This window comes from Streptomyces sp. A0642, from assembly GCF_004795105.1.
Lineage (GTDB): Bacteria > Actinomycetota > Actinomycetes > Streptomycetales > Streptomycetaceae > Streptomyces.
The window spans coordinates 173,523-196,909 of the sequence record NZ_SSBL01000004.1; the positions used below are offsets into that span (position 1 = coordinate 173,523).

Annotated in this window: 17 protein-coding genes; 9 read left to right on the forward strand and 8 right to left on the reverse strand. The window is 72.1% G+C overall.

The window, feature by feature from the left end; genetic code table 11:
- Window positions 1–29: 29 nt before the first annotated feature.
- From E6R60_RS10175 to E6R60_RS10190, 4 genes are all read right to left on the reverse strand, one after another.
- The gene (locus E6R60_RS10175; RefSeq protein WP_136326150.1) at window positions 30–2,264 is read right to left on the reverse strand and encodes a serine/threonine-protein kinase; all 2,235 of its coding nucleotides are present in this window, start codon (window positions 2,262–2,264) and stop codon (window positions 30–32) included.
- A gap of 224 nt (window positions 2,265–2,488) precedes the next feature.
- Window positions 2,489–4,063: a DUF2207 domain-containing protein gene (locus E6R60_RS10180; RefSeq protein WP_136326151.1), complete on the reverse strand. Its 1,575-nt coding sequence runs from the start codon at window positions 4,061–4,063 to the stop codon at window positions 2,489–2,491.
- Window positions 4,060–4,614, reverse strand: a complete 555-nt coding sequence (locus E6R60_RS10185) for a LemA family protein (RefSeq protein WP_206309365.1) — start codon at window positions 4,612–4,614, stop codon at window positions 4,060–4,062. Before E6R60_RS10185 ends, E6R60_RS10180 begins: the two co-directional genes overlap by 4 nt.
- Window positions 4,615–4,910: 296 nt before the next feature.
- Window positions 4,911–6,104: a cellulose-binding domain-containing protein gene (locus E6R60_RS10190; RefSeq protein WP_136326153.1), complete on the reverse strand. Its 1,194-nt coding sequence runs from the start codon at window positions 6,102–6,104 to the stop codon at window positions 4,911–4,913.
- A gap of 288 nt (window positions 6,105–6,392) precedes the next feature.
- Between E6R60_RS10190 and E6R60_RS10195 the strand changes: the two genes are divergently transcribed.
- Window positions 6,393–6,761, forward strand: coding sequence for a VOC family protein (locus E6R60_RS10195; RefSeq protein WP_136326154.1), 369 nt, complete (start codon window positions 6,393–6,395; stop codon window positions 6,759–6,761).
- Window positions 6,762–7,167: 406 nt separating this feature from the next.
- Here E6R60_RS10195 and E6R60_RS10200 read toward each other — a convergent pair whose 3' ends face one another.
- Window positions 7,168–7,539: a helix-turn-helix domain-containing protein gene (locus E6R60_RS10200; RefSeq protein WP_136326155.1), complete on the reverse strand. Its 372-nt coding sequence runs from the start codon at window positions 7,537–7,539 to the stop codon at window positions 7,168–7,170.
- Window positions 7,540–7,630: 91 nt separating this feature from the next.
- Here E6R60_RS10200 and E6R60_RS10205 point away from each other — a divergent pair, with 91 nt between their 5' ends.
- The 7 genes from E6R60_RS10205 (at window position 7,631) to E6R60_RS10235 (ending at window position 17,954) form a co-directional block, all read left to right on the forward strand.
- Window positions 7,631–8,470 carry an NAD(P)H-binding protein gene (locus E6R60_RS10205; protein ID WP_136326156.1) on the forward strand — a complete coding sequence of 280 codons (840 nt, stop codon included), beginning with the start codon at window positions 7,631–7,633 and terminating at the stop codon, window positions 8,468–8,470.
- 486 nt (window positions 8,471–8,956) lie between these two features.
- Window positions 8,957–10,684, forward strand: a complete 1,728-nt coding sequence (locus E6R60_RS10210; RefSeq protein WP_136326157.1) for a PP2C family protein-serine/threonine phosphatase — start codon at window positions 8,957–8,959, stop codon at window positions 10,682–10,684.
- A gap of 96 nt (window positions 10,685–10,780) precedes the next feature.
- Window positions 10,781–11,155 carry a VOC family protein gene (locus tag E6R60_RS10215; RefSeq protein WP_136326158.1) on the forward strand — a complete coding sequence of 125 codons (375 nt, stop codon included), beginning with the start codon at window positions 10,781–10,783 and terminating at the stop codon, window positions 11,153–11,155.
- A 556-nt stretch (window positions 11,156–11,711) separates the two neighbouring features.
- Window positions 11,712–11,939: a type A2 lantipeptide gene (locus tag E6R60_RS10220; protein WP_136326159.1), complete on the forward strand. Its 228-nt coding sequence runs from the start codon at window positions 11,712–11,714 to the stop codon at window positions 11,937–11,939.
- A 78-nt stretch (window positions 11,940–12,017) separates the two neighbouring features.
- Window positions 12,018–12,824: an HlyD family efflux transporter periplasmic adaptor subunit gene (locus E6R60_RS10225; protein ID WP_136326160.1), complete on the forward strand. Its 807-nt coding sequence runs from the start codon at window positions 12,018–12,020 to the stop codon at window positions 12,822–12,824.
- Entirely contained in the window at window positions 12,821–15,094 is a 2,274-nt protein-coding gene (locus tag E6R60_RS10230) for an NHLP family bacteriocin export ABC transporter peptidase/permease/ATPase subunit (protein ID WP_136326161.1), read from the forward strand. Before E6R60_RS10225 ends, E6R60_RS10230 begins: the two co-directional genes overlap by 4 nt.
- Before the next feature lies 1 nt (window position 15,095).
- Window positions 15,096–17,954: an NHLP bacteriocin export ABC transporter permease/ATPase subunit gene (locus E6R60_RS10235; protein WP_136326162.1), complete on the forward strand. Its 2,859-nt coding sequence runs from the start codon at window positions 15,096–15,098 to the stop codon at window positions 17,952–17,954.
- 51 nt (window positions 17,955–18,005) lie between these two features.
- Here the strand turns inward: E6R60_RS10235 and E6R60_RS10240 are convergent, their stop codons facing one another.
- The 3 genes from E6R60_RS10240 to E6R60_RS10250 form a co-directional block, all read right to left on the reverse strand.
- Window positions 18,006–18,299 (reverse strand): putative quinol monooxygenase, encoded by a 294-nt coding sequence (locus E6R60_RS10240; protein ID WP_136326392.1) that lies wholly within the window; start codon window positions 18,297–18,299, stop codon window positions 18,006–18,008.
- A gap of 32 nt (window positions 18,300–18,331) precedes the next feature.
- Entirely contained in the window at window positions 18,332–20,893 is a 2,562-nt protein-coding gene (locus tag E6R60_RS10245; protein ID WP_136326163.1) for a glycoside hydrolase family 32 protein, read from the reverse strand.
- A 175-nt stretch (window positions 20,894–21,068) separates the two neighbouring features.
- Window positions 21,069–22,076 (reverse strand): carbohydrate kinase, encoded by a 1,008-nt coding sequence (locus E6R60_RS10250; RefSeq protein ID WP_136326164.1) that lies wholly within the window; start codon window positions 22,074–22,076, stop codon window positions 21,069–21,071.
- 248 nt (window positions 22,077–22,324) lie between these two features.
- Here E6R60_RS10250 and E6R60_RS10255 point away from each other — a divergent pair, with 248 nt between their 5' ends.
- Window positions 22,325–23,347 (forward strand): sugar ABC transporter substrate-binding protein, encoded by a 1,023-nt coding sequence (locus E6R60_RS10255; protein ID WP_136326165.1) that lies wholly within the window; start codon window positions 22,325–22,327, stop codon window positions 23,345–23,347.
- Window positions 23,348–23,387 lie beyond the last annotated feature (40 nt).

Genomic DNA, 23,387 nt, shown 5'->3' on the forward strand with positions numbered 1-23,387 from the left:
GGCCCGAGAAGCCGCGTGGAGCTGCCGGGTCAGCCCGCCTTCGGCGGCCTTTGGGCATCAAAGGCGAAGACGGTGTTCTTGGCGGCGGCCACGATCACCACGCGGCCCGCGACGGTGACGCGCGGGCTCGCGCCCTGCTCGCCCGTCAGGCCGTCGGCCTGCGGATTCGTCGTCCACAGCGGCTTCCCGTCCTTCGGGGCCAGGGCGACCACCCGGCCGGTGGCCGAGCTGAAGTACAGCGCGCCGGCTCCGGCCGCCGGGCCCGACGCACCCTCCACGCCCGTCTGGCGGGCCCACTTCTTCCGGCCGGTCGCGGGGTCGAGCGCCGTGACGAGGCCGGTCTGTCCGCTCAGGTAGAGGGTGCCGTCCGCCATCCCGGGCGTTCCCTCGTACGTCGTGGCCAGTCGGGAGTACGTGACCTTCCGCGTGGACGGGTCGACCCGCGCCACTCCGTCGTAGCCGGCCATGGCCGGCCCCTCCCTGTGCTCCCGCAGGAGTACGAGCCTGCCGTCGGCGACCCCCATCGGCACGGCGGGGCCCTCGAGCGCGAGGGGCCTGCCCAGGGACCCGGAGGCGAGGTCGGTGTCGTACAGGGTGGGGTGACGGACCTCCGAGCCGTTCACTTCCGCGTCCGTCGCGCACATCGCGAAGAGCCGCGGGCCCGCCGGGACGGGGGAACACCGCGTGCCGGCGGGGAACGGAGTGGTCCAGGACACCGCACCGCTGTGCGCGTCCCGGGCCTCGAAGCGGGAGTCGGCGGCGTCCACCGTCACCACGACGGACCCGGCCACGACGGCGTCCTGCGTCCGGCCCGTGACGGCCGTCGACTGGGCGCCGGACGGAACGGACCACAGCTCCCGGCCGTTGTCCGCGTCGACGGCCACCACCTCGCTGGGAGGGGCCTGTGTGTCGCCCTCGGCGGCGAAGCGGTAACCGATCACCGTGTCGCCGGTGGCGCCCACCAGGTGCATGCCCTGGACGGGGATGCCCGGGCTCTTCGCCGTCCACACCCGCGAGCCGTCCGCGGCCCTGATCCGGGCCGCGACCACACCGCCGCCGCCGCAGAACAGCGCGTCGCCGCGTGCGAGACAGCGCAGTTCGTCGGGGATGTCGCCGCGACCGCCCCGCACGGTCCTGCGCCACGGCTCGAAACCGTCCGGGAGTGCGACGCCCGGCGCCTCGAGCCGGGCGTCCCGCTCGCCGTCACCGGCCCCACCGAAGCCGCCGACCTCCAGCGCGGTGACTCCCCCGCCGATGGCCGCCACGGCGACCGCTGCCGCGAGCACGGGCCGCCATCGGCTCCTCAGGCGGCGGCCCGCCGAGGTGCTGGTGCTCCCCGTGCCGGAGGCGGCGGGAGCGGCGTTCGGCGCCGGAGTGGCCCGCGTCGCGAGGTGGTGCTCGGTGACGATGTCGCGGGTGCGGCCCGTGCCCACGCCGCACGCGCCGGCGCCGCCGAGATCGGCCGGCAGGTCCCGCAGCAGCACAAGGAGTTCGTCCGCCGAGGGGCGCCCGTCCGGCTCCTTGCCCAGGCACGACTCGACGACCGCGCGCAACGCGGTCGGGACGGCGTCCAGCGACGGCTCCTCGTGCACCACCTGGTACGCCGTCATGTAAGGGCTGTCCGCGTCGAAGGGCCCGTGGCCCGTAGCCGCGTACACGAGCAGCGTCCCCAGCGAGAAGACATCGGACCGCGGACCTACTCCACGCGGCGCCTGCAACTGCTCCGGGGACATGAAGGGCGGCGTACCGATGACCCGACCGGTCATCGTCAGCGTCTGCTGGTCCGCGGCGCGTGAGATGCCGAAGTCGATGACGCGCGGGCCCTCGGACGAGAGCACGACGTTCGAAGGCTTCAGGTCACGGTGGACGACCCCCACCCGGTGGATGTCGCGCAGTGCCTCCGCCAGGCCGATGGCGAGCCTCCGCAGCTCCGCCCCGTCCAGCGGGCCCTTCTCGGCGATGTGCTGCGCGAGGGTGTGCCCCTCGATGTAGGCCGTCGCCATCCACGGCTGTTCGGCCTCGGGGGCGGCGTCGACCACGGCGGCGGTGAACGCGCCGCTCACCCGCCTCGCCGCCGCCACCTCCTGCCGGAAGCGGATGCGGAACTCCTCGTCCCCCGCGAACTGCTGGTGGATCAGTTTGATGGCGATGGGCCGTCCCGAACTCGTACGGGCCAGAAAGACCGTCCCCATGCCGCCCGAGCCGAGCCGCGCCTCCAGCGGATAGCCGCCGATCTCGGCGGGATCACCTCCGCGCAGCGACACTCTTCCCGACCTCCCGTCCCCGTGCGGCTGTGCCGCCACGGGTCTGCGTACCTGTTCCGCACAAACTATCCGCAGGGCGGTACGGCAGCGCAAAGCGGGTGACGGACCGGGCGCCCGGGACCGCTTCCCCGCCGCACGCGGCCCTGCCGCCCCGGAGTCCGGCTCCGGTCCGCCACCCGGCGTCCGGAGCGCCCCACCGGGGGCGCTCCGGCACAGCCACTTCGTCAGGAGGCGTCCTGCCGCACGGGCTTCACGCGGTCGCCCCCCGGCATCGCGGCCTTCACGAGCTCCGCGGAGCGGATGACGCGGGTGCCCCGCGAGACCCTGAGCCGCACCTGCGCTCCGGTCGCGATGCCCTGCGAGGCCGCGGGCAGCGCCCAGGCGGTGGTCAGGTCCGTGTCCCCCTCGTCGAGGACCAGGAAGCGGGCCGCCCCCTCGCCCTTGCGCGCCTCCATGCGCAGCACCTCACCGGTGATCGTGTCGGGCTCACGCCGCTCCAGGCAGGCGAGCACCAGGAAGAACACCGTCAGGGCGCCGAAGACCGTGATCGCCACGACTTCGACGGGCAGGGGCCCCTCCTGGGCCGCCGCGTCGACGAACCAGCCGTGGCTGCCGCTCACGAAGTTGCCGGGCATCATCGCCAGGAACGCCGCGAGCAGCGTCCAGCGGCTGATCCTGCCCGCCACCACCAGGCCGAGCAGGACGCTGACCACCCAGCCGGCGCTCAGCACCAGTCCCGGCCGGCGCAGCGAGCCGTCGCCGTGCGCGTCGGCCACGACCGACCAGTCGGGCTGCCGCAGCACCGCGAAGGCGCAGAGTGCGGCCGCGACCACACCCGCCCCCGCCGCCAGGTACAGCAGCCGGCTCGTCGAAGCGCCGAACCCGGGACGCAGCCTCGGGTAGCGGATCCGCACCGGCCGCCAGGTCCCTCCGTAGGAGGACCAGACGCGTCGCCGGTCACCGGAGTCGAAGCCGAGGAGCCGGCCGGTCAGGCTGGTGACGCCGAGCGCGGTCCCGTACGCGAGATAGCGGTCCCAGACCGTCACGGCCGCGGGCGGCAGCCGGGCGAAGTCGTCGTGCGCCGTCAGCCAGGCTCGCAGCCCGGCCCAGTGCCCGGCGCGTTCCAGGCCCTGCGGTGTCGCCCGCTCGCCCACCGACTTGGCGAGCAGGAAGATCAGCACGGCGGCGGGCGCCGCGCCGACCGCGAACGCGGCACGCAGGTTGTGACCTCCCATGACGGCGGCCACGGTGAACAGCGCACCGGGCACGAAGGCACTGAACATCAGGGCACTGGCCAGCAGGCGCGGGTACCGGAACCGGGACAGGCCCCGCAGCCGGGCCTCGGCGATGATCTCCTTGCGCAGCTCCGCGTTCCAGGCGGCGGCGCGCTTGTCGTCACGGAAGGCGATCGCCCCGATGGGTGCGGCGCCGTTCGCCGCGCGGGCGGCGACGCGGGCCAGTACCCGCTGCTCGTACGGCATCAGACCCGTCGCCGTCCGGCCGGCCTCGGTGACGTGCACGCTGCTGCGGGCCGGGTCGTCGCCCGGCTGCCGCAGCTCCAGGAACCCGCGGGCCGCGAGGTCCAGCAGGGTGGCCGCCGCGGCGTACCGCACGCCTCGCCAGCCGTTGCCGAGCAGGCTGACCACGGCGGGCGATTCGGGGGCGTCCCCGAACTCCTGGGTCGCGGGCCCCGGCGTGACCACGCCGTTGCGGGTGGCGACCAGCGCGAGCCCGAAGGCGACGAGCCAGAGCACGATCAGCGCGGCGCCGCCCCAGTAGAGCTGTTCGATGTGCGTCACGCGAATCTCACCTGGACCGGGTCCTGCGCCGCGCCGGGGGCCTCGAAGTACTCCCGCCGCCCGTGCGCGCCGCCCAGCCCGGCAACGATGTTGCCGGGGAAGCTCTCCAGGGCGGTGTGGTAACTCTGCACGGCGCTGTTGTAGAACTGCCGCGCGTACGCGATCTTGTCCTCCGCCGTTCTCAGCTCGTCCTGCACCGTGCTGAAGTGCTGATCCGCCTTGAGCTCCGGGTAACTCTCCCCGAGCGCGAACAGCCTCCCCAGCGTCGCGGTGAGCGCGTCCTCGGCGGCCGCCCGCTCCGTGACACCGAGCCCGCCGCTCAGGGCCTCCCCGCGCGCGGCGGTGACCGCTTCGAAGGTGCCGCGCTCGTGAGCGGCGTAACCGCGCGCCCCCTCGACGAGATTCGGTATCAGCTCATGCCGCCGCTTCAACTGCACATCGATCTGCGCCCACGAAGCCTGTGTCTGATTCCGCAGCCGTACGAGCCGGTTGTAGGTCCGGACGACCCACCACCCGCCCCCGACCACGAGTACCGCAACAATCGCACCCACAATGACACCCACGGCGTCGCCCCCAGAGGCCCTCAAAGATCCGACCCCCCTGGCCGATCGACGCGATCTTATGCGGGCTTTAACAGAGCTCGCAGCCGGGGGCTCGCCTCCCCTGGGGTGCCGGCCGCCCACGTCGGCGATCCGGGGCGCCGGACCGCTGACGGGCCGACAGGCTCCGCCCCCGGAGCGCGCCGTGGCCGGCCCCTCCGTGCAGGCCGCCCAGCTCATCGTCCGCTCGCGGAGCAGCAGGTCGCCGAAGGCCGGCCGTCAGCAGCCGGCCTTCGGGCGACCGGCCTTCAGCAGCCGACCGGCGTGGAGCCGACGACCACGTCGTCGAACCACAGGGTGTCGTCCCCGGTCCCGTAACTCTCCCAGCCCAGCCGCAGGGCGGTGGGCCTCGGCGGAGTGGTCCGCGCGAGCCATTGCTGGTCGATGTCCTGCGTGGGCACGCCGTCGGCGTGCAGCCCCGGCACCCGCTCCTCGTTGAGCCAGGTGTCGAGTCCCGGCGCCGAGGTGTCGACGGCGAACCGCAGGCATTGCCAACTGCCCGTCGGCAGCGGCCTGCTCAGGCCCACCCCGACCGGGCTCTGTGCCGGGAGGGTGGCGTCGTCGCTCTCCCGGTTCCACTGCAGGGCGCCGTTCTGTCCGCCGATCCGCAGCGCCCTGCCGCTCTGGGAGCTGTCCGGCATCGATACGAAGGTGACGTGCGCGGCCGGGAGCGCGGTGGTGTGCCGCACCCACATCCGGACGTGCAGCACCGGCCCGACCGACGAGAGGTCCGCGGTGGCGGCCACGAAGGCGTGGTTGCAGTACCCGGCCCGCCCGTCCAGCCGCAGCGACCGCGAGCCGCTGTGCGCGACCGCCGTGTCGACGGTGGCCGTGCCCGTGCCCTGGCAGTCGGGCGCGGTGACCCGCCAGTTCCCGGCGGGCGCCGGGCCGACCTGGTCCTCGAAGTCCTCGCAGACGGCCGCGTCGCCGCACTCCGCGGAGGGCGGCGTGGTGGGGGGTGGTGTCGTCGGCGGGGGCGTCGTGGGGGGCGGTGTGATCGGCGGCGTGGTGCCGTCGCCGCCGCACGGCACGCCGTTGAGGGCGAAGTCGGTGGGCGCCGAGCCGGCCGCCTGCCACGTCCCCTGCAGCCCGAACTCGACGGAACCGCCGTCGGCCAGCGCCCCGTTCCAGGCCGTGTTGACGGCGGTCACGGAATGGCCGGCCTGGGTGACGGAAGCGTTCCAGGCGGAGGTGACGTGACGGTCGCCTTCGTACGTCCACGTCAGCCGCCAGCCACTGAGCGCGGAACCGGTGTGGGTGACGCCCACTTGGGCGGTGAAGCCGCCGGCCCATTCGTTGACGGTGTAGTGGACTCGGCATCCGGACGCCACGGCTGAGCCGCTGGCGGGCGCCACGGCCAAGAGGGACAGGGCCAGCGCGAGAGCGGCCCCGGCCGCTGTCCAGAGCTGTGTGCGCAGTAATCGCGTGCGAAGGATCGGCATGTGCGCCTCCTCGGGTGGGGGGAACCGTAGGACAGTTCAAAAATGGGAGCGCTCCCATTCATCTCAGCGACATGACGGCGTACTGTCAATAGAACGGCCCGAAGAGTGAGCGGCGGGCGCCGGCACGGCCGCGCCGCGGGCCCCGGGGCGCACTCGCCCCTTCGGGGTGCTCACGCCGCTCGCGGACGGCAGCTTGTGGCGCAGTCGCCGGGCGAAGCGGCTTTCACCGATGAGTTCAGCGTTCTCGAACGGTCTGCCCTGGCACGACCCGTTCTCGCAAGGAGTGCCATGTCCACCATCCAGCCGGTGATCGTGACCGCCGACCACGACGTACTGGTCGGCTTCTACACGCAACTGTTCGGCGCCAAGGAGATCTTCCGGGTACCGGCGAAGGGACCGGTCTTCTACCTCGGCCTGCGCATCGGCGACACCGACCTCGGCCTGGTGGCCAAGTCGGACGCGGGGCCGGGGGGGACGCCGCGGATCCTCCTCAGCATCGCCGTCGACGACGTCGACGAGGCACTCGGCCGAGTGGAGGCGCTGGGCGGATCCGTCCGCGGCGGCCCCACGGACATGCCGTGGGGCCAGCGCGTCGCCCATGTCCAGGACCCCGACGGCAACCCGGTGAACCTCACCCAGCCGGTCCCGGCCGGGTGAGGCCCCTGCGGGGATTCGGGCTGATGGGGGCCGTGTGCGGGCTCCGGCGCCCGCACCCTCGACGCCGCTCTTCGCGTGCGCCCGGCTCCGCGCCCCGCCCCCGCGGACAGAAGGGCGGCCGAGGCGGCACACGGCGCGGTTGACCGATCGCATCAACGTGGCCATATCCGCGGTGACCGCCCTGGCCTCCCCCGTACTCGTCGCCGACGCCGCGCACGCCTATGTGAACGGCGGAGATTCAGGAGGGCTCATCGCTTGCGCGGCACTGCTGCAAGCCGCGGCCGTCCGGCAGTTCACGCAGGAGCCCCGCAGGCGCCGCGGAAGGCGGGCCCGGGCGGGCCGACCGGCGCGCCGGCCGGCACGGCTGCCGGTGGTGCGGCGCGGAAGAAGCCCCAGCCGCCCCGCACTACACGGTGCCGCCCGGCGACATCCGCCGGGTGATCCGGTCGAACAGTTCCGTCAGCGGCTCGCCGACCTCCGTGCCGAACTCGGTCAGCCCGTAAGTGACCTGAGGCGGCACCGTCGGCTCGACCTCCCGCCACACCAGGCCGTCCCGGACCAGCCCCCGCAGGGTCTGGGCGAGCATCTTCTCGCTGACGCCCTGGATGCTCTCCCGGAGTTCGAAGAACCGGAGACCGCCGCTTCGCAGGGAGATCAGCACCCAGATGCCCCACCTGCTGGTCACATGGTCGACCACCTCGCGCGCGGGGCACTCGGTGTGAAACACGTCATACCGTCGCCCCGGCCCACCCGCTCCGTGCTGCACGCTCTCCCTCATGCCCTGACCTTACCCAAAGGTATGTCCTTACGAAATGTTAGCCCCTCTCCTAGCGTGCGGAGGACAGGAAACACCCACGAAGGAGCAGATCATGATCGTTGTCACCGGGGCCACGGGAAACATCGGACGGCCGTTGACGCAGGCGTTGGCCGAGGCGGGTCAGGAGGTCACGACGGTGTCGCGGCACGCGGCGGCGGTGCCGGACGGCGTCCGCCACGTGGTGGCCGACCTGGCCGATCCGGCCGGCCTGAAGCCCGCGCTGGCCGGGGCGAAGTCGCTGTTCCTGCTGCTGTCGGGCGATGTGCACGCCCCCGGAGCCCACCCTGCCGACATCATCCGGGAAGCCCACGCCTCGGGGGTCCGCCGGGTCGTCCTGCTCTCCACCCTGGGTGTGGTGACCAGGCCCTCCGGTCAGACACGCATCGCCATGCGCGCGCTGGAGGACACGCTGCGGGAGTCCGGGCTGGCATGGGTCATCCTGCGGCCGGGCGGCTTCGCCTCCAACGCCCTGTGGTGGGCCGAGTCGGTACGTACGCACCGGACCGTGGCCGCCCCCTTCGGCGATGTCGGGGTACCGGTCGTCGACCCGGCGGACATCGCGGCCGTCGCGGCGGCCTGCCTGCTGGACGACCGGCACACCGGCGGCATCTACGAGCTGACCGGTCCAGAGGTGATCACCCCCCGCGGACAGGCGGAAGCCATCGCCGCCGCCCTGGGCTCGCCCGTGAGGTTTCACGAGCTCACCCGCGGCGAGGCCAGGGCCGCCATGGCCCGGAGCATGCCGGCGGAGCTCGCCGACGACACGCTGGACATCATCGGCTCCCCGAACCCGGCCGAACTGCGCGTCAGCCCGGATGTCCGGCAGGTCCTCGGACGCCCCGCGCGCCCCTTCGCCGACTGGGCCGCCCGCAATGTCGCCGCGTTCCGCTGAGGCCGGGCGCCGCCGCTCCCTCCGCTGCCCGTCGGCAGCGCCCGCACCCCATCGCGCGGTCAGGGGGAGCCCGCCGCCGGCGCCTTGCGCGGTGCCGACGTCGCCGGCGGCGAAACGGAACGGCAACCGGACCCGCCGCCCGTAAGAACGGGCCGAGGTCGTTGTGGGTGCGGGGCTCGGCGTTGTGGCCGCCCTGGGCCGCGAAGGCCGCCTCCCGCCCCGGTCGACCAGCCGGGCGGGAGGCGGGGAGGTACGCCGTCGGCGGCTCGGGTCCCGGCGCGGGTGCGGGATCCGGGGCGCCCGGCGCGGGACGGATCACCCGCACACGACCCCACTCATTCGCACTCGGACACCGAGGCCCGGCCCCCTCGCCCCACGCGGGAACCGCCGGGGCCGCCACCCGGCCCACACCGGCTGGCGGCCCCGGCCCCTCGCGTCGATGCTGTTCCCGGCGCCGCTCGCACACCCCGCGCCGAAAGGACAGCTATGCCTGTGAACGATCCCCCCTCGGTGGGAGGCGTGCGTTCCCGTCTGGAACTGCAGGCGATCAAACAGCTGTTGGAGCGGCAGCGGTGCCGGATCAGGACCTATGCCGAGCTCTCCGGGGCCGGCTCCGCCACCCCCGCACGCTCGGCCCCGCCGCCCGCGGCGTCCTCCCTCCCGCCCTCCGGGCAGGAGGTGCTCGACGCGCTCCCGGTGGCGGCCCTGCTGCTGACCCCCGTCTTCGGCGAGGACGGCGCGCTCCAGGACGCCCTCTGCCCGGCGCAGAACGCCATGGCCAGGGCCTACGGCGCCATCCGGTTCACCCCGGGGTCGGTGCCCCCGCGGGGCGATACGTTCTCGCTGTTCGAACGCTTCCCCGACCTTGCCCGAACGGCGATCCCCCGGCTGCTGACCGACGCGTACCGCCAGGGCGCGCGGCAGGGGCCCGAAATGGTGGAGTGGCTCGCGAGCACGCATTCGGGGCCCGTCCGGGTCAACGACGAGGCCCGTGTCGCTCCCTGCGGGGATCACCTCCTGCTCACCTGGGAACGGAGCAACCGGCTCCGTATGGCTGACGCCGCCCAGCGGCTGGTGCGCACGTGCTGGGTGGAGTGGAACCTCGGAGACGACGGCTTCGAGGCCTCCCGCGGATGCCGTCAGGTGCTCGGCCTGGGCGCCGACACCCCGGTGCCCCGCCTGTTCGATCTGGCCACGGCCGCCCTGCCGGAGAGCCTGCCCGCTCTCTACCAGACGCTGTACGACGTCATCCTGCGCAAGCGCACCTCCGAATGCGAGCTGCGCCTGCGCAACACCGGCGAGCGCGTGCTGCGCATGGTCGCCGAGCCCGTGCGCATCGCTCCCGGCAGCCTGGTGTGGGCCGTGCGGGCCGTCCTCACCGACGTCACCACCGACCGGCGGCGGCGCGAGGCGGCACGGCGCGCCGTGCACGAGGCGCACCGCGAGCACGAGCGCGCCGAAGCCGTCGCGGAGATCGCCGGCATCCTGCGCGAGGCGGTGCTGCCCCACTTCCAGGACGAGCTGGCCCCGTACGGCCTCGACGCGGCGGCCGTCTACCGCCCCGACGCCCGCGAGGCCGGAGTCGGCGGGGACTGGTACAAGGCCCGCAAGCTGCCCGACGGCCGCCTCCTGATCGCGCTCGGCGATGCCCGCGGCCACGGCCTGGAAGCGACCACCCTGATGGCCAAGCTGAGGTACGCGCTCGCAGGTCTGGCCTACACCGAGAGGCCCGTCGAGCAGCTGACGCAGTGGCTCAACGAGGTGGCCTGCGCCGATGGCAGCGAGTCCACCGCCACCGCGATCATCGCCCGCTACCACCCCGAGCGCGCGCTGCTCCGCTGGACCTGCGCCGGGCATCCACGCCCCGTCCTGGTACGCGACGGCCGCGCCACCCAGCTGCCCGATCCCCACGACGGTCCCGGGCTCTCGCTGGGCGTCCTGCCCGGCACGGTCTACAGCGCCAGCGTCATGCCGCTGGAGGTCGGCGACCTGGTCCTGATGTTCTCGGACGGCCTGACCGAACGCCGTCCGGCCGACCCGGACGAGGACACACAGCGCTTCCTGAAGGCGGCGGAGCACTGCTTCCGGGAAGCCCGCCCGGGCGCCGGCCACGCCGGGCTCCAGGACTACGTCGAACGGCTCGTGGCCCACCTGGACGGTCCGCACCGCACCGATGACGCGACACTTCTCGGTCTCCGCCGGACCGGCACCTGACGCGGGCCGGCGTACGCGGGGGGACAACCGATGGCCCTGCGACGCGCTCCCGGGGAGCGGATGCGTGCGTACGCCCCCTCCGGGCACAGTGGAAGCATGACGACGACGTTCGCCGCCACCGTTCTCGGCACACCCGACCCGCCCGCCCTGGCCGACTTCTACCGCGCCCTGCTGGGATGGCAGGAGGTCGAGCGGGAGCCCGGCTGGGTCCGGCTGAGGGCTCCCGGACAGGAGCGCCCCGGCCTCAGCTTCCAGAGGGAAACCGACCACACGCCGCCGGTCTGGCCCCCACGCCCGCACACTCAGCAGATGCAGGCGCACCTGGACATCCAGGTCGACGACCTGGAGACGGAGACCGAGCGGGCTCGCGCCCTGGGCGCCACCGTGGAGGAACACCAGCCCCAGGAGCGCGTGCGCGTCATGCGCGACCCGCACGGCCACCTTTTCTGTCTGTTCCTCCCCGGGGCCTGAAAGAGGCGGTCCGCACGCACCTTCTCCACATATCCGGAGACAAAGCGACGGAGTGAACACACGCCCCCGTGAAACACTCCATAAATGCGCCGTCCATGCGCAGATGACGCACAGGAGCGAGCGAGTCCGGCACATTTTCACACCGTCGCCATAGGGAACTCCCGCGCACTCCCCCGGCGGCACACCTCGTGCTGCTTCCCGGAATTGTGCGGGCAGGCGGGTCACGGAATCCTGCACACGGCATACGCACACCGACCACCGTTCCGGCCGCAGGAGACCAGGTCGGAGCGGGCGCAGGGGATGAATGGGACGCCCACGCCCCACGTGAGGCGTGAAGTTGCGAGGGCGCCGAATTCATCCGGTGAAGCTCATGAAGAATCTGCCCCCATGCGATGGACACCTCTGCACGTGATTCGATTTCCGCGCCGCCATAACCACGGATCCACCGCAGTTCGATTGGCTGTGCGAGGCGCGGGCGTGCTTTGATCCTGGCCCATACGGGAACCGCACGACGGGTTCCCGTGGATAGGCAATTTCCATACGAAGGGCGCTCATCATGAACTACACCCCCCAGGTCGAGACCGCCGAGCTCTCCGACAGCGACCTCGACAACGTCTCGGGCGGCCTCGTCGGCGGTCTCGTCGGCAACGTCACGGGCACCGTTGAGGGCATCGTCCCGGTCGCCGGCGTCGTCGGCTCGGTCACCGGTCTCGTCGAGGGCACCACCGGCGTGAACACGGGCGCGGTCACCGGCCTGGCCGCCGGCCTCACCGCCGGTCTCTGAGACACGGCAGTACCCCGCCGAGCCCCGGAACCGCCTGCGGTTCCGGGGCTCGGCGCCGACAGGTGAGGGAAGAGTTCCGTGCAGTTCCGCCAACAGGCCCTTTCCAAACTGCAGTCGCCCGAACAGCTCGATCTCCCGGTGCGCTTCGCCCGCCCGCAGGGCCTGCTCGTCCTCTGCGTCACCGTCGCCGTGATGGCCGCCGCCTGCTTCTGGGCCGTGACGGGCTCCGTCGCCAGTACCCTCGACGCCCCCGGCATCCTCACGCACGCGCGCGGCAGTTACCTCCTGCAGAGCCCGGTCGCCGGCCAGATCACCGAGGTGCTCGCCGAGGAGGGCGAGACGCTGCCCCGGAACCACCCGCTGCTCAAGGTCCGTACGCCGCAGGGTGAACGCGTCGTCCGCACGATCGACGCGGGCCGGCTCACCTCGGTGACGGCCACGGTCGGCGCCGTGGTCGCCACCGGCGCGGACGTGGCGAGCGTCGAGCGGATCGACGGAACCGGCGACCCGCTGGTCGCCCTCCTCTACGTGTCCGGCAGCAGCGCCGCGTCGGTTCCGGTGGGCGCCTCCGTCGACCTCACCGTCCAGTCGGTGCCCGCCCAGCAGTACGGGGTGCTGCGCGGCAGGGTGGCCGCGGTGGGCAGGACGGCGCAGACCGAACAGCAGATCACCCGCTTCCTCGGCGACGCGCAGCTCGGCGAGCAGTTCTCCCGCCACGGCAGGCCGTTGGCCGTCCTGGTGAGGATCGAGCACTCGGCCTCCACGAAGTCCGGCTACCGGTGGTCCTCGGCCGACGGCCCCCCGTACGCGATCGGCTCCATGACCCTGGCCACCGGCTCCGTCCGTCTCGCCGACCAGCGCCCGATCGATTGGCTGCTCCCGTGACCGCACCGCACCCGTCCCCCACCGCCCGGCAACTGCCGCCGCCCGGGCACGGCAGGCACCGCCCGGAGGCGGCCCGGGGCAGGAGACGGCGGTCGCGTCCGGCGCCGAAGCCCGGGCGGACCAGGACCGTGCACACGCCCACCGTGCTCCAGATGGAGGCCCTGGAGTGCGGTGCCGCCTCGCTGGCGATGGTGCTCGGACACTACGGCCGGCATGTGCCGCTGGAGGAGCTGCGGATCGCCTGCGGCGTCTCGCGAGACGGCTCGCGGGCCAGCAACGTGCTCAAGGCCGCCCGGAGTTACGGCCTTCGCGCCAAGGGCATGCAGATGGAGCCCGGGGCCCTCGCGGAGGTCCGGGCGCCCGCGATCCTGTTCTGGGAGTTCAACCACTACGTGGTGTACGAGGGCCCCGCACGCCGGCTGGGCCGCCGGGGCGTGCGGATCAACGACCCGGACAAGGGACGCCGGTTCGTGCCCGCCGAGGATTTCGACACCAGCTTCACCGGGGTCGTCCTCGTCCTCGAACCCGGCGAGGACTTCGAGCGCGGCGGGCGGAAACCCGGTGTGATGGCCGCGCTCCCCGCCCGGCTCCGCGGCACGACGGGCACGATGCTGGTCGCCCTGCTGGCCAGCCTGCTGCTGGTGGCGGCCGGGGCGACGCTCCCGGCCCTGAGCCGTACCTATATCGACTTGTTCATGATGGGCGAGCAGTCCTCGCTGCTGGGCGTGCTGTTCACCGCGATGGGCGGCATGGTCGCCCTCACCGCCGTGCTGACCTGGCTTCAGCAGGCGAACCTGCTGCGTGGGCGCGTGATCGCGTCCACGCTCGGCAGTGCGCGCTTCTTCCGGCATCTGCTCCGGCTGCCCGTCACCTTCTTCTCGCAGCGCAGCCCCGCCGATCTCGTCCAGCGCCTCCAGTCGAACGACGCCGTCGCCGAGACCCTCGCCCGGGATCTCACCGCGGCGGGCGTGGACGGCATCGTCGTCCTCCTCTACGCACTCCTGCTGTGGACCTACGATCCGCAGCTGACCGTGATCGGGGTGGGGATCGCGCTGCTCAACGTGGTCGCGATGCGCATCGTCGTACGGATGCGGGCCGTGGGCACGCAGAAGCTGCGGGCGGACAGCGCCCGGCTCACCAACACCTCGTACACCGGGCTCCAGTTGATCGAGACGATGAAGGCGACGGGAGGCGAGAACGGGTACTTCCGCAGGTGGGCCGGGCAGCACGCGACCACGCTGGAGGAACAGCAGCGCCTCGGGGTGCCGAGCGCCTGGCTGGGCATCGTCGCTCCCGCTCTCGCGACGCTCAACAGCGCGCTCATCCTGTGGATCGGCGGGCTGCGGGCCGTCGAGGGGCATCTCTCGATCGGCCTGCTCGTCGCCTTCCAGGCGCTGGTGACCCGCTTCACCGCGCCGGTCACCCGGCTCAACGGGGTGGCGGGCCGGGTCCAGGACTTCGCGGCCGACGTGGCCCGGCTCAAGGACGTCGAGAACTTCCCGGTCGACCCGCTGTACTCGCGCCGCGAGCCAGCCGCGAGCACCCGCCGCCTCAAGGGCCATGTGACGCTGGAGGACATCACCTTCGGCTACAGCCCGCTCGACAAGCCCCTGCTCACCAGCTTCTCGCTGTCGGTGGGGCCCGGGCAGCAGGTGGCGCTCGTCGGCGGGTCGGGCAGCGGCAAGTCGACGGTATCGCGGCTCATCTCGGGTCTCTACAGCCCGTGGGAGGGGACGATCCGTATCGACGGACAGCGCCTGGAGGACATACCCCGGGGCGCGCTCGCCGCGTCCGTGTCCTTCGTCGACCAGGACGTCTTCCTCTTCGAGGGGACCGTACGGGACAACGTGGCGCTGTGGGACCCCTCGGTCCCGGACGAGGCCGTGACCGAGGCCCTGCGGGACGCGGCGCTGTACGACGTCGTCGCCCGCCGCCCGCGCGGCATCCACAGCCGGGTGGAGCAGGACGGCCGGAACTTCTCCGGCGGACAGCGCCAGCGGCTGGAGATCGCCCGGGCACTCGTGCGCCGCCCCAGCATCCTGGTCCTGGACGAGGTCACCAGTGCGCTGGACGCCGAGACGGAGCGGGTCATCATCGACAACCTGCGGCGGCGCGGCTGTGCCTGTGTCGTGATCGCGCACCGGCTGAGCACCGTGCGCGACAGCGACGAGATCGTGGTCCTGGACCACGGGACCGTCGTGGAGCGCGGCCGGCACGAGAGTCTGGTGGCCGCCGGCGGCCCGTACGCCGATCTGGTCAGGGAGCACTGACGTGGCATTCGCACACCCTCTCGCCGGCACGGAGGCTCCCGGGCACGACCCCGTCATCGCCGCACTGGGAGCGCTCGGCGAGCCGGTCGACTGCGCCGGGCTGCGGAGTCTGCCGCTGGAAGGGCCGCAGGTGCTGTGGCTCGTCGTGGACGGGGCCCTCGACCTGTTCGCCGTGGACGCGGTGGAGCAGGGGCACTGGCACTTCCTGGGCCGGCTCGAACCGGGGACCCTCGTCCTGGGCCCGGTCGACGGCCCGCGGCACACCCTGGTGGGGCGGCCGCTCCAGGAGTGCGTGCTGCGCCGGATCGCGCTGCGTGAGCTGTACCGGCCGCAGGACGGCGGCCAGGGACCGTACGAAGTGCAGTACAGCAGCAGTTACGACACCGGGGACGCCACGCTGAGCCTGCTGGAGCACGCCTTCTCGCTCGGCGTGGGCCGGAGCCAGCGGGTCCTGTTCGAGGCCCCGCTGGACGGACGGACCACCGTCGACGGCGCGGTGGGCGACGACGACGTCCTGTGGCTGCCGGTATCGCCCGGGAGCGTGCAGTACGGTGCCGCCTTCAGCGCCGAGGCGGCGGGCGACCTGCTCGTCGACGCGGCGATGTGGCAGGGGATGGTCAACCAGCAGTACCGCCTGCTGTCGGCTCTGGACCGCTGGATCGAACAGCTCGAGCGCGCCCACGAGGACCGGACCGCCGCGGGCATGAAGGCGGGCGAGGCCGTCCGCAAGGAGGCCGACCAGGCGCTGCTCACCTCGATCGGCCGGCCCCGGAAGGGCCCGACGCCCGCGGCGGGCGCCTCGGACGACGCCGTGTACGCGGCCTGCCTGCTGGTGGCCCGCGACTCCGGGATCGTCCTGGGCGAGCCCCCGGCGGGCGGGGCGGTGAGCGACCGGGCCGACCCCGTGGAGCGGGTCGCGGTCGCCTCGCGCGTCCGCACCCGGACGGTGCGGCTCGACGGACGCTGGTGGCGGGAGGACTACGGACCGCTGGTCGGCCGTCGGGCCGCGTCCGGAGCGCCGGTCGCCCTGCTCCGGCGCCGGGGCCGCTACGAGGCGGTCAACCCGCTCACGGGGCGGCGCAGCCGTGTGGACGGCTCCTCGGCGCAGGGGTTCGACGAGCGCGCCGTGATGTTCTACCGGCCGCTGCCGGAACTGCCGTTGAACAAGCGGCAGCTTCTGCGGTTCGGCCTGTTCGGCACCCGGGGCGACCTGCGGAGGCTGGTCCTGGCGGGGCTGGTGACCGTGGCGCTGGGGGCGCTGGTGCCGGTCGCGACCGGCAGGGTGCTCGGGGTGTACGTGCCCCGCGCCCAGAACGCCCTCATCGTGCAGGTGTCCTTGGCCGTCATCATCTCCGGGGTGGTCTCGGCGGCCTTCATGCTGCTGCAGAACCTCACGATCCTGCGGATGGAGGGCCGGATCGAGAGCACGCTCCAGCCCGCTGTCTGGGACCGGCTCCTGCGGCTGCCGACGAAGTTCTTCATTGAGCGCTCCACGGGAGAACTGGCGAGCGCGGCGATGGGGGTGAGCTCCATCCGCAGGGTGCTGTCGGGCACCGGTCCGGTCGTGGTGCAGGCGGGCACCCTCGGGGCGATGAATCTGGGGTTGCTGCTCTGGTTCAGCGTGCCGCTGGCACTCACCGCCGTCGCGATGCTCGTGGTCATCGCCGGGGTGTTCCTCACGATGGGCCTGTGGGAGCTCCGTTGGCAGCGCCGGCTGGTCGTGCTGGGCAACAAGCTCAACAACCAGGCGTTCCAGACGCTGCGCGGTCTGCCCAAGCTGCGGGTCGCGGCGGCGGAGAGCTTCGCGTACGGGGCGTGGGCGGCGGAGTTCGCCCGCAGCCGCGAGCTGCAGAAGCGGGCGGGCCGGATCAAGAACATGACGACGGTCCTCAACGCGGTCTGTCTGCCGCTGTGTTCGCTGGTGATCTTCGTCCTGCTGGCGGGTCCCGCCCGCGGGTCCCTGACGGCCGCCGAGTTCCTGACCTTCAACACGTCCGTGACGATGCTGCTGACGGCCGTCACCCAGCTCACCGGTGCGTTCGTGTCCGCGGCCGCCGTGCTGCCGATGTTCGAACAGATCAGGCCGGTGCTCGACGAGGCTCCCGAGGTACGCGGCGCCAGCACCCAGCCGGGCGAGCTGTCCGGCGAGATCGAGGCCCGGGGTGTGTCCTTCCGCTACGCCGAGGACGGTCCGCTCGTCCTCGACGACGTGTCGCTGACCGTGCGCCCGGGCGAGTTCGTCGCGGTCGTCGGCCCGAGCGGTTGCGGCAAGTCGACCCTGCTGAGGCTCCTCATCGGCTTCGACAAGCCGGTCGCGGGCAGCGTCCTGTACGACGGCCAGGACCTGACGGCGCTCGACCAGGCGGCCGTGCGCCGTCAGTGCGGGGTCGTCCTGCAGAACGCCCAGCCTCTGTCCGGATCGATCCTGGACTGCATCTGCGGCGCCGAGGTCTTCACCCAGGAGGAGGCGTGGGAGGCCGCCGCGATGGCGGGGCTGGCCGAGGACATCAAGCGTATGCCGATGGGACTGCACACCATGATCTCCGGTGGCGGCACGATCTCCGGCGGGCAGCGTCAGCGGCTGATGATCGCCCAGGCGCTCGTACGGCGTCCCCGCATCCTGTTCTTCGACGAGGCCACCAGCGCGCTCGACAACGAGACCCAGCGCACGGTGATCGAGAGCACCAGGTCCCTGCGCGCCACCCGGCTCGTCATCGCGCACCGGCTGTCCACGGTCATGGACGCCGACCGCGTGATCGTCATGGCGGAGGGCCGGATCGTCCAGCAGGGGCCGCCCGCCGATCTCCTCGCGGACAGGGGCGGGCGGCTCCATGAACTGGTACGACGCCAGATGGGCTGAGCGGCCGGCCGACGGCGTCACCCGCGTCGCGCTCCGGCCGGCGTCGGGTTCTCAGGACGCGGAATCGAGGAACGTCAGTCGCGAGGCGCCCTCCTCGATCAGCGGGGCGAGAGCCGTGTTGAACGGTTCGGCGTACGGCGCCGTGAGGTGGCGCCGGAAGGCCGCCTCGTCCTCGTACGTCTCGAAGATGACGTAGGCACGAGGGCTGGACGCACGGGTGCAGACCTCGAAGGACAGGTTGCCGGCCTCCTCGCGCACCGTTCGGGCGTACTCCCGCAGCAGGCGCGCGACCTCCTCCCGCGCTCCCTCGCGGGCGGTGAACTCGGCGAGCAGGGTCTTCTTCACGTGCGGTCCCTTCCGGTCGGTCGTCACTCGCGTCACCTGCGGGAGGAGCCGAGATGCCAGACGCGGGCCCGGTCCAGCCGCACCGAGCCGTTCTCGGCGAAGACCTCCACTCCCTGGCTGGCGGGATCGGGGAATACCTGGTCGGTGATCACCGCTTCGCCGTCGCCGCCGAAGACCTCGACGGACGACCGGTCGACCAGGATCCGCAGCTTCACCTTGCCCTTCTCGGCCCGCAGCGGCGCCCGCTGGACGCCGGGGAAGGTGTCGCTGAAGTCCACGGCCCCGGATCGGGTCCGGTCCACGTACAACTCCTGTGTCGTGGTGTCGTAGCCGATGACGGTCTCCTCTCCGCCGGCACCGGTGCGCACCTTGATCCCGAACCGGTCCGCGTCCGCGAGGGAGAAGGCCGCCTCTATGTCGAGCGCCCCGCCCTTGGCCGCGCCGTCCCCCAGGGGCTGTGACGTGCTGGTCACCGTGGTGGTGCCGGCCGACGCCGGGCGGCCCTCACGCAGGGAGGTCAGGCCGCTCACCGGCCGGCTGGTCAGCTTGATCCGGCCGTCCACGGTGCGCAGAGCCATCTGGCGCGGGACACTCTGCGCGCCGCGCCAGGGGGACGTGGGGACGGAACCGCTGTACTCCCAGTTGTTCATCCAGCCGATCATGTTCCGCTCGCCGCCCGGCGCGTTCTCCCAGGACACGGCCGCGTAGTAGTCCTTGCCGTAGTCGGCCCAGTCGGCGCGCTGGAGGGCGGACCTGGCGGGCGTCGCGGCCGCGGTGAACCGGTCGGCCATGATCTGGCCCCAGCCGCCGGTGTTCATGTCGACGATCTGGATCCGTGCCTGCTTGCCGGCGTACGGACGCATGTCGATGGAGGCCCAGTCCAGCGTCTCGCTGTCGGAGCCGGTGGCGCTGCCGACGACCTCCCCGTCGACGACCAGGTTGACGGCCGTCTCCCTGGAGACGGGCTGGGCCCGGGTGTCGGAGAGCACGATGTGGTCGACGTTGAGGTGGCCCCAGCCGCCGGTGTTCTGGTCGACGATCTTGATCTGCGCCCTCTTGCCGACGAGTTCGCGGACGTCCCAGGAGTCCCAGTCGAGTGCCTCGCCGTCGTGTCCGGTGGCGCTGCGCACCACCTTGCCGTCGACGAGGAGTTCGACCGCGGTGGGTTCGGCCCGGCTCGCGGGATGGTTGCCGCCGCCGATGAGGAAATCGATGTAGTTCTTGTCGATGGTGAACTCCGGCGAGGCCAGGCTGCCGGTCGTGGAGTCGCCGTTCAGGAACGAGTTGGCCAGTCCGCCGCCGAGGAAGCCGGTGACCTCCTGCTGTCCGGCGTGGCCGCCGGTGGCCGGTGCGGTTCCGAAGGCATCACCCGTGACCGCCCAGCCGCCGTAGGTGCCCCCTTCGAAGTCGGCGAGGACCGTCCCCTCGGGCACGGGCCCCCGTTCCTGCACGGTGCCGGCCCGGTGGGGGTGGCGTCCCCCGGCGATCTTGAAGTTGAGGTAGGGGCTGTCGACGGTGAAGGCCGGGGACGAAAGGGTCCCGGTGCCGCCGTCACCCGCGTAGAAGCTGTTGGCGAGGCCCTTCCCCTCGAATCCGGTGACGGGCCCCTGCCCGGTCAGCGCACCGGCCGCCGGCCCCTGGCCGAAGGCGGTGCCGGTCGTCGTCCAGGCGCCGAAGCCGGAGTCCTCGAAGTCCTGCACGACGGTGCCGGTGGGCGGGGTGTAGGAGCCCTTGTCGTCGGCGGTGAACTTCGTGCCGTCGAAATCACCGACGAAGTACTGGGCGCCGGAGCCGCCGGCGATGCCGCCGGGGTTGATGTTGACGACCAGGACCCACTTGATGTTCTTCTTGTTCCCGTCGACCGCGAGGGGGAAGAGGTCGGGGCACTCCCACACGCCGCCCGTCGCGCCGGCCGGCCCGAACTCGCTGAGCCGGTCCCAGTCCTTGAGATTCTTCGAGGAGTAGAACCGCACCTTGTGCTCGGTGGACAACGACACCGTCATGAGCCAGCTCCCGGTCGGCGCGTACCACTGGACCTTGGGGTCGCGGAACTCCTTGGAGCCGATGTCGATGACGGGGTTGCCGTCGTACTTGGTGAACGTACGGCCGCCGTCGTTGCTGTAGGCGAGCGACTGGGCCTGCGTGCCGCTGCCCTTGTCGTGGCTGGTGTAGATCGCCACCATGGGCGGGTTCTTCTTGGTGCCGAATCCGGTGGTGTTGTTCCAGTCGACGACCGCGCTGCCGGAGAACACCATCTCCTCGTCGTCGTGGGACAGGGCGAGCGGCAGCTCCTTCCAGTGCACCAGGTCGGTACTCACCGCGTGCCCCCAGGACATGTCGCCCCAGGAGCTGCCGTTCGGGTTGTACTGGTAGAAGAGGTGGTACTCGCCCCGGTAGTACACCAGGCCGTTGGGGTCGTTCATCCAGTTCTTCTGCGGCGTGTAGTGGAACAGGGGCCGGTAGGTCTCGCTGTACGTCCCGGTGCCGGAGGCGACGGCCTGGGGGGCCAAGAGCGCGGCGGACAGGGCGCATACGGTCGCCGTCGCGGCGATCATCCGCGTGCGGGCGTGCCGGGATACGGATCTGGAGGTCATGGTGTCTCCTGGGCTGCGGCCGTCTCCGCAGGCGGGTGCGCCCCGGCTGCGTACGGAACGGAAAGGGAGGCCCTGCCGACGCAGGGGCATCGCGTCGGCCGACGAATGTCATCGTTGACTTATGTCAGCGATGACACCGGGTGCAGCCGATGATGGGCGCACTCCGGCCGACGCGTCAACGGCTGGGACGCGTTCTCCCCGGCGCGGCCGGACTGCCCGTCACGTACGGGTCCGCCGCCTCCCACGCGGGCAACTGGCTCCGCCAAGGAGGGTTCGGTCCGACGACCGAGCAGGTCAGGGCCGCGACCTGGGCGGCGAACAGACAGGCTTCCGCCACCTCGTCCAGACGGAGACCGGTCAACCGCCCCCCGAGGAGCCCGCGCGCACCGAGGTGGTGCAGCAGACCCGCGGTGAAGGAGTCACCCGCCCCGACCGTGTCGACGACCCGCGCCGTCACGGCGGGCACGTGCACCCGCTCGCCGTCCAGCGAGACGAGAGCGCCCTCGGCGCCTCGCGTGACCACGATGAGCCGCGCGCCGGCCGCGTGCCAGACGTCGCACGCCCGGTCGAGGGGCGTGTGCGGCAGAAGGAGCCCGAGGTCGTCCTCGCTCAGCCGCAGTATGTCCGCGAGGGCGCACCAGTGCCGCAGCCTCGCGCGGTAGGTCGCGGGATCCACCAGCAGCGGCCGGACGTTGGGATCGATGCTGACGGTGGTCCGGGACGCGGCTCCCGCCAGGAACTCCTCCACCACCGCCGCCCCGGGCTCCTGGACCAGGGCGAGCGACCCCGTGTGCAGGCAAGCGGTGGAGGACAGGTCGACGCCGGCCAGTTCGGCGCTCGACCACTGCCAGTCGGCCGTGCTCTGCGCGTGGAACGCATACGCGGCCTGTCCCCGGGCGTCGAGCTCCGCCACCGCCAGGGTGCTCGGCTCCGACGCCACGACGGCGTCCGACAGGTCCACCCCCGAAGCTTCGAGACGGGCCCGGAACAGCCGGCCGAACACGTCCCCGGACAGCCGCGCGAGGAAGCGGGACGGAGTGCCCAGCCGGGCCAGCGCCACGGCCGTGTTCGCCGGCCCGCCACCGGGCAGTACATGCAGGTCGAGCTCATGCGGAGCGCTTGCGGGCCGGGTGAACGCGTCCGCGACGCATTCGCCCAGCACGGTGATCTGACGCGGAGTCATGGGCTGCTCTTCTCTGACGAACGGACGGGGCGAGCCGAGTACGTCGCGGCGCGGACGTGGCGGCTGCGGAAGAACGATGGCCGAGGACGTTGCCGATTCGTTACAGCGGTAAGGCATTGACGTGCCCGGGAGACGGAGTCCATCATCCTCGGCAAGCAGTGTCAACGATGACATAAGTCAACGATGACACCCCGGGTCGGCATGCTTCGATGCCGGCCGAGCCGCGCGCGATCCCGCAGGAGTCGTTCATGCCTCGCACCATTCGTCTGACCCCCTCCCTGATCAGAGCCGCCGCCTGCACGGGCATCGCGGCTCTCGCCCTGACAGCCTGCGGATCCGGCTCCGGCTCCGATTCGGCGGGCAACGGCTCGGACGGCGTCAAGGTCGGCCTGATCACCAAGACGGACACCAACCCGTTCTTCGTGAAGATGAAGGAGGGCGCGGAGAAGGCCGCCAAGGAGAGCGGCGCACAACTGATCAGCTCCGCAGGAAAGTTCGACGGGGACAACGCCGGTCAGGTCACCGCGATCGAGAACATGATCGCCGTGGGGGTGAAGGGCATCCTGATCACCCCGAGCGACTCCCAGGCGATCGTGCCGGCCCTCGCCAAGGCACGGGCCAAGGGGATTCTGGTCATCGCCCTGGATTCCCCCACCGACCCCGAGAGCGCCGTCGACGCCCTCTTCGCCACCGACAACGTGAGGGCCGGGGAGATGATCGGCTCCTACGCCAAAGCCTCGATGAAGGGCAAGAAGGCCAAGATAGCCACCCTCGACCTGGCGCCGGGCGTCGCCGTCGGCGTCCAGCGCCACAACGGCTTCCTCAAGGGCTTCGGTGTCGGCGAGAAGGACCCGGCGATCGTCTGCTCGCAGGACACCGGAGGCGACCAGGCCAAGGGCCAGACCGCGATGGAGAACTGCCTTCAGAAGGCACCCGGCATCAACGTCGTCTACACCATCAACGAGCCCGCAGCCCTGGGCGCGTACACCGCGCTGAAGGCCAAGGGCCGGGAGAAGGACGTCCTGATCGTCTCCGTCGACGGAGGCTGCACCGGGACGCGGGCGGTCAAGGAGGGCAAGATCGCCGCGACCTCCCAGCAGTATCCGCTGAAGATGGCCGCGGAAGGCGTCGGGGCCGTCGTGAAGTACGCCGGGAACGGCAGGAAGGCGACCGGTTACACCGACACCGGCGTCAGCCTGATCACCGACAAGGCCCAGGCGGGGGTCACGTCGAAGGACACCGCCTACGGCCTGGACAACTGCTGGGGCTGAGCCGACCGCCTCCCGAGCAGCCGCCGTCCGAAACCCGCCG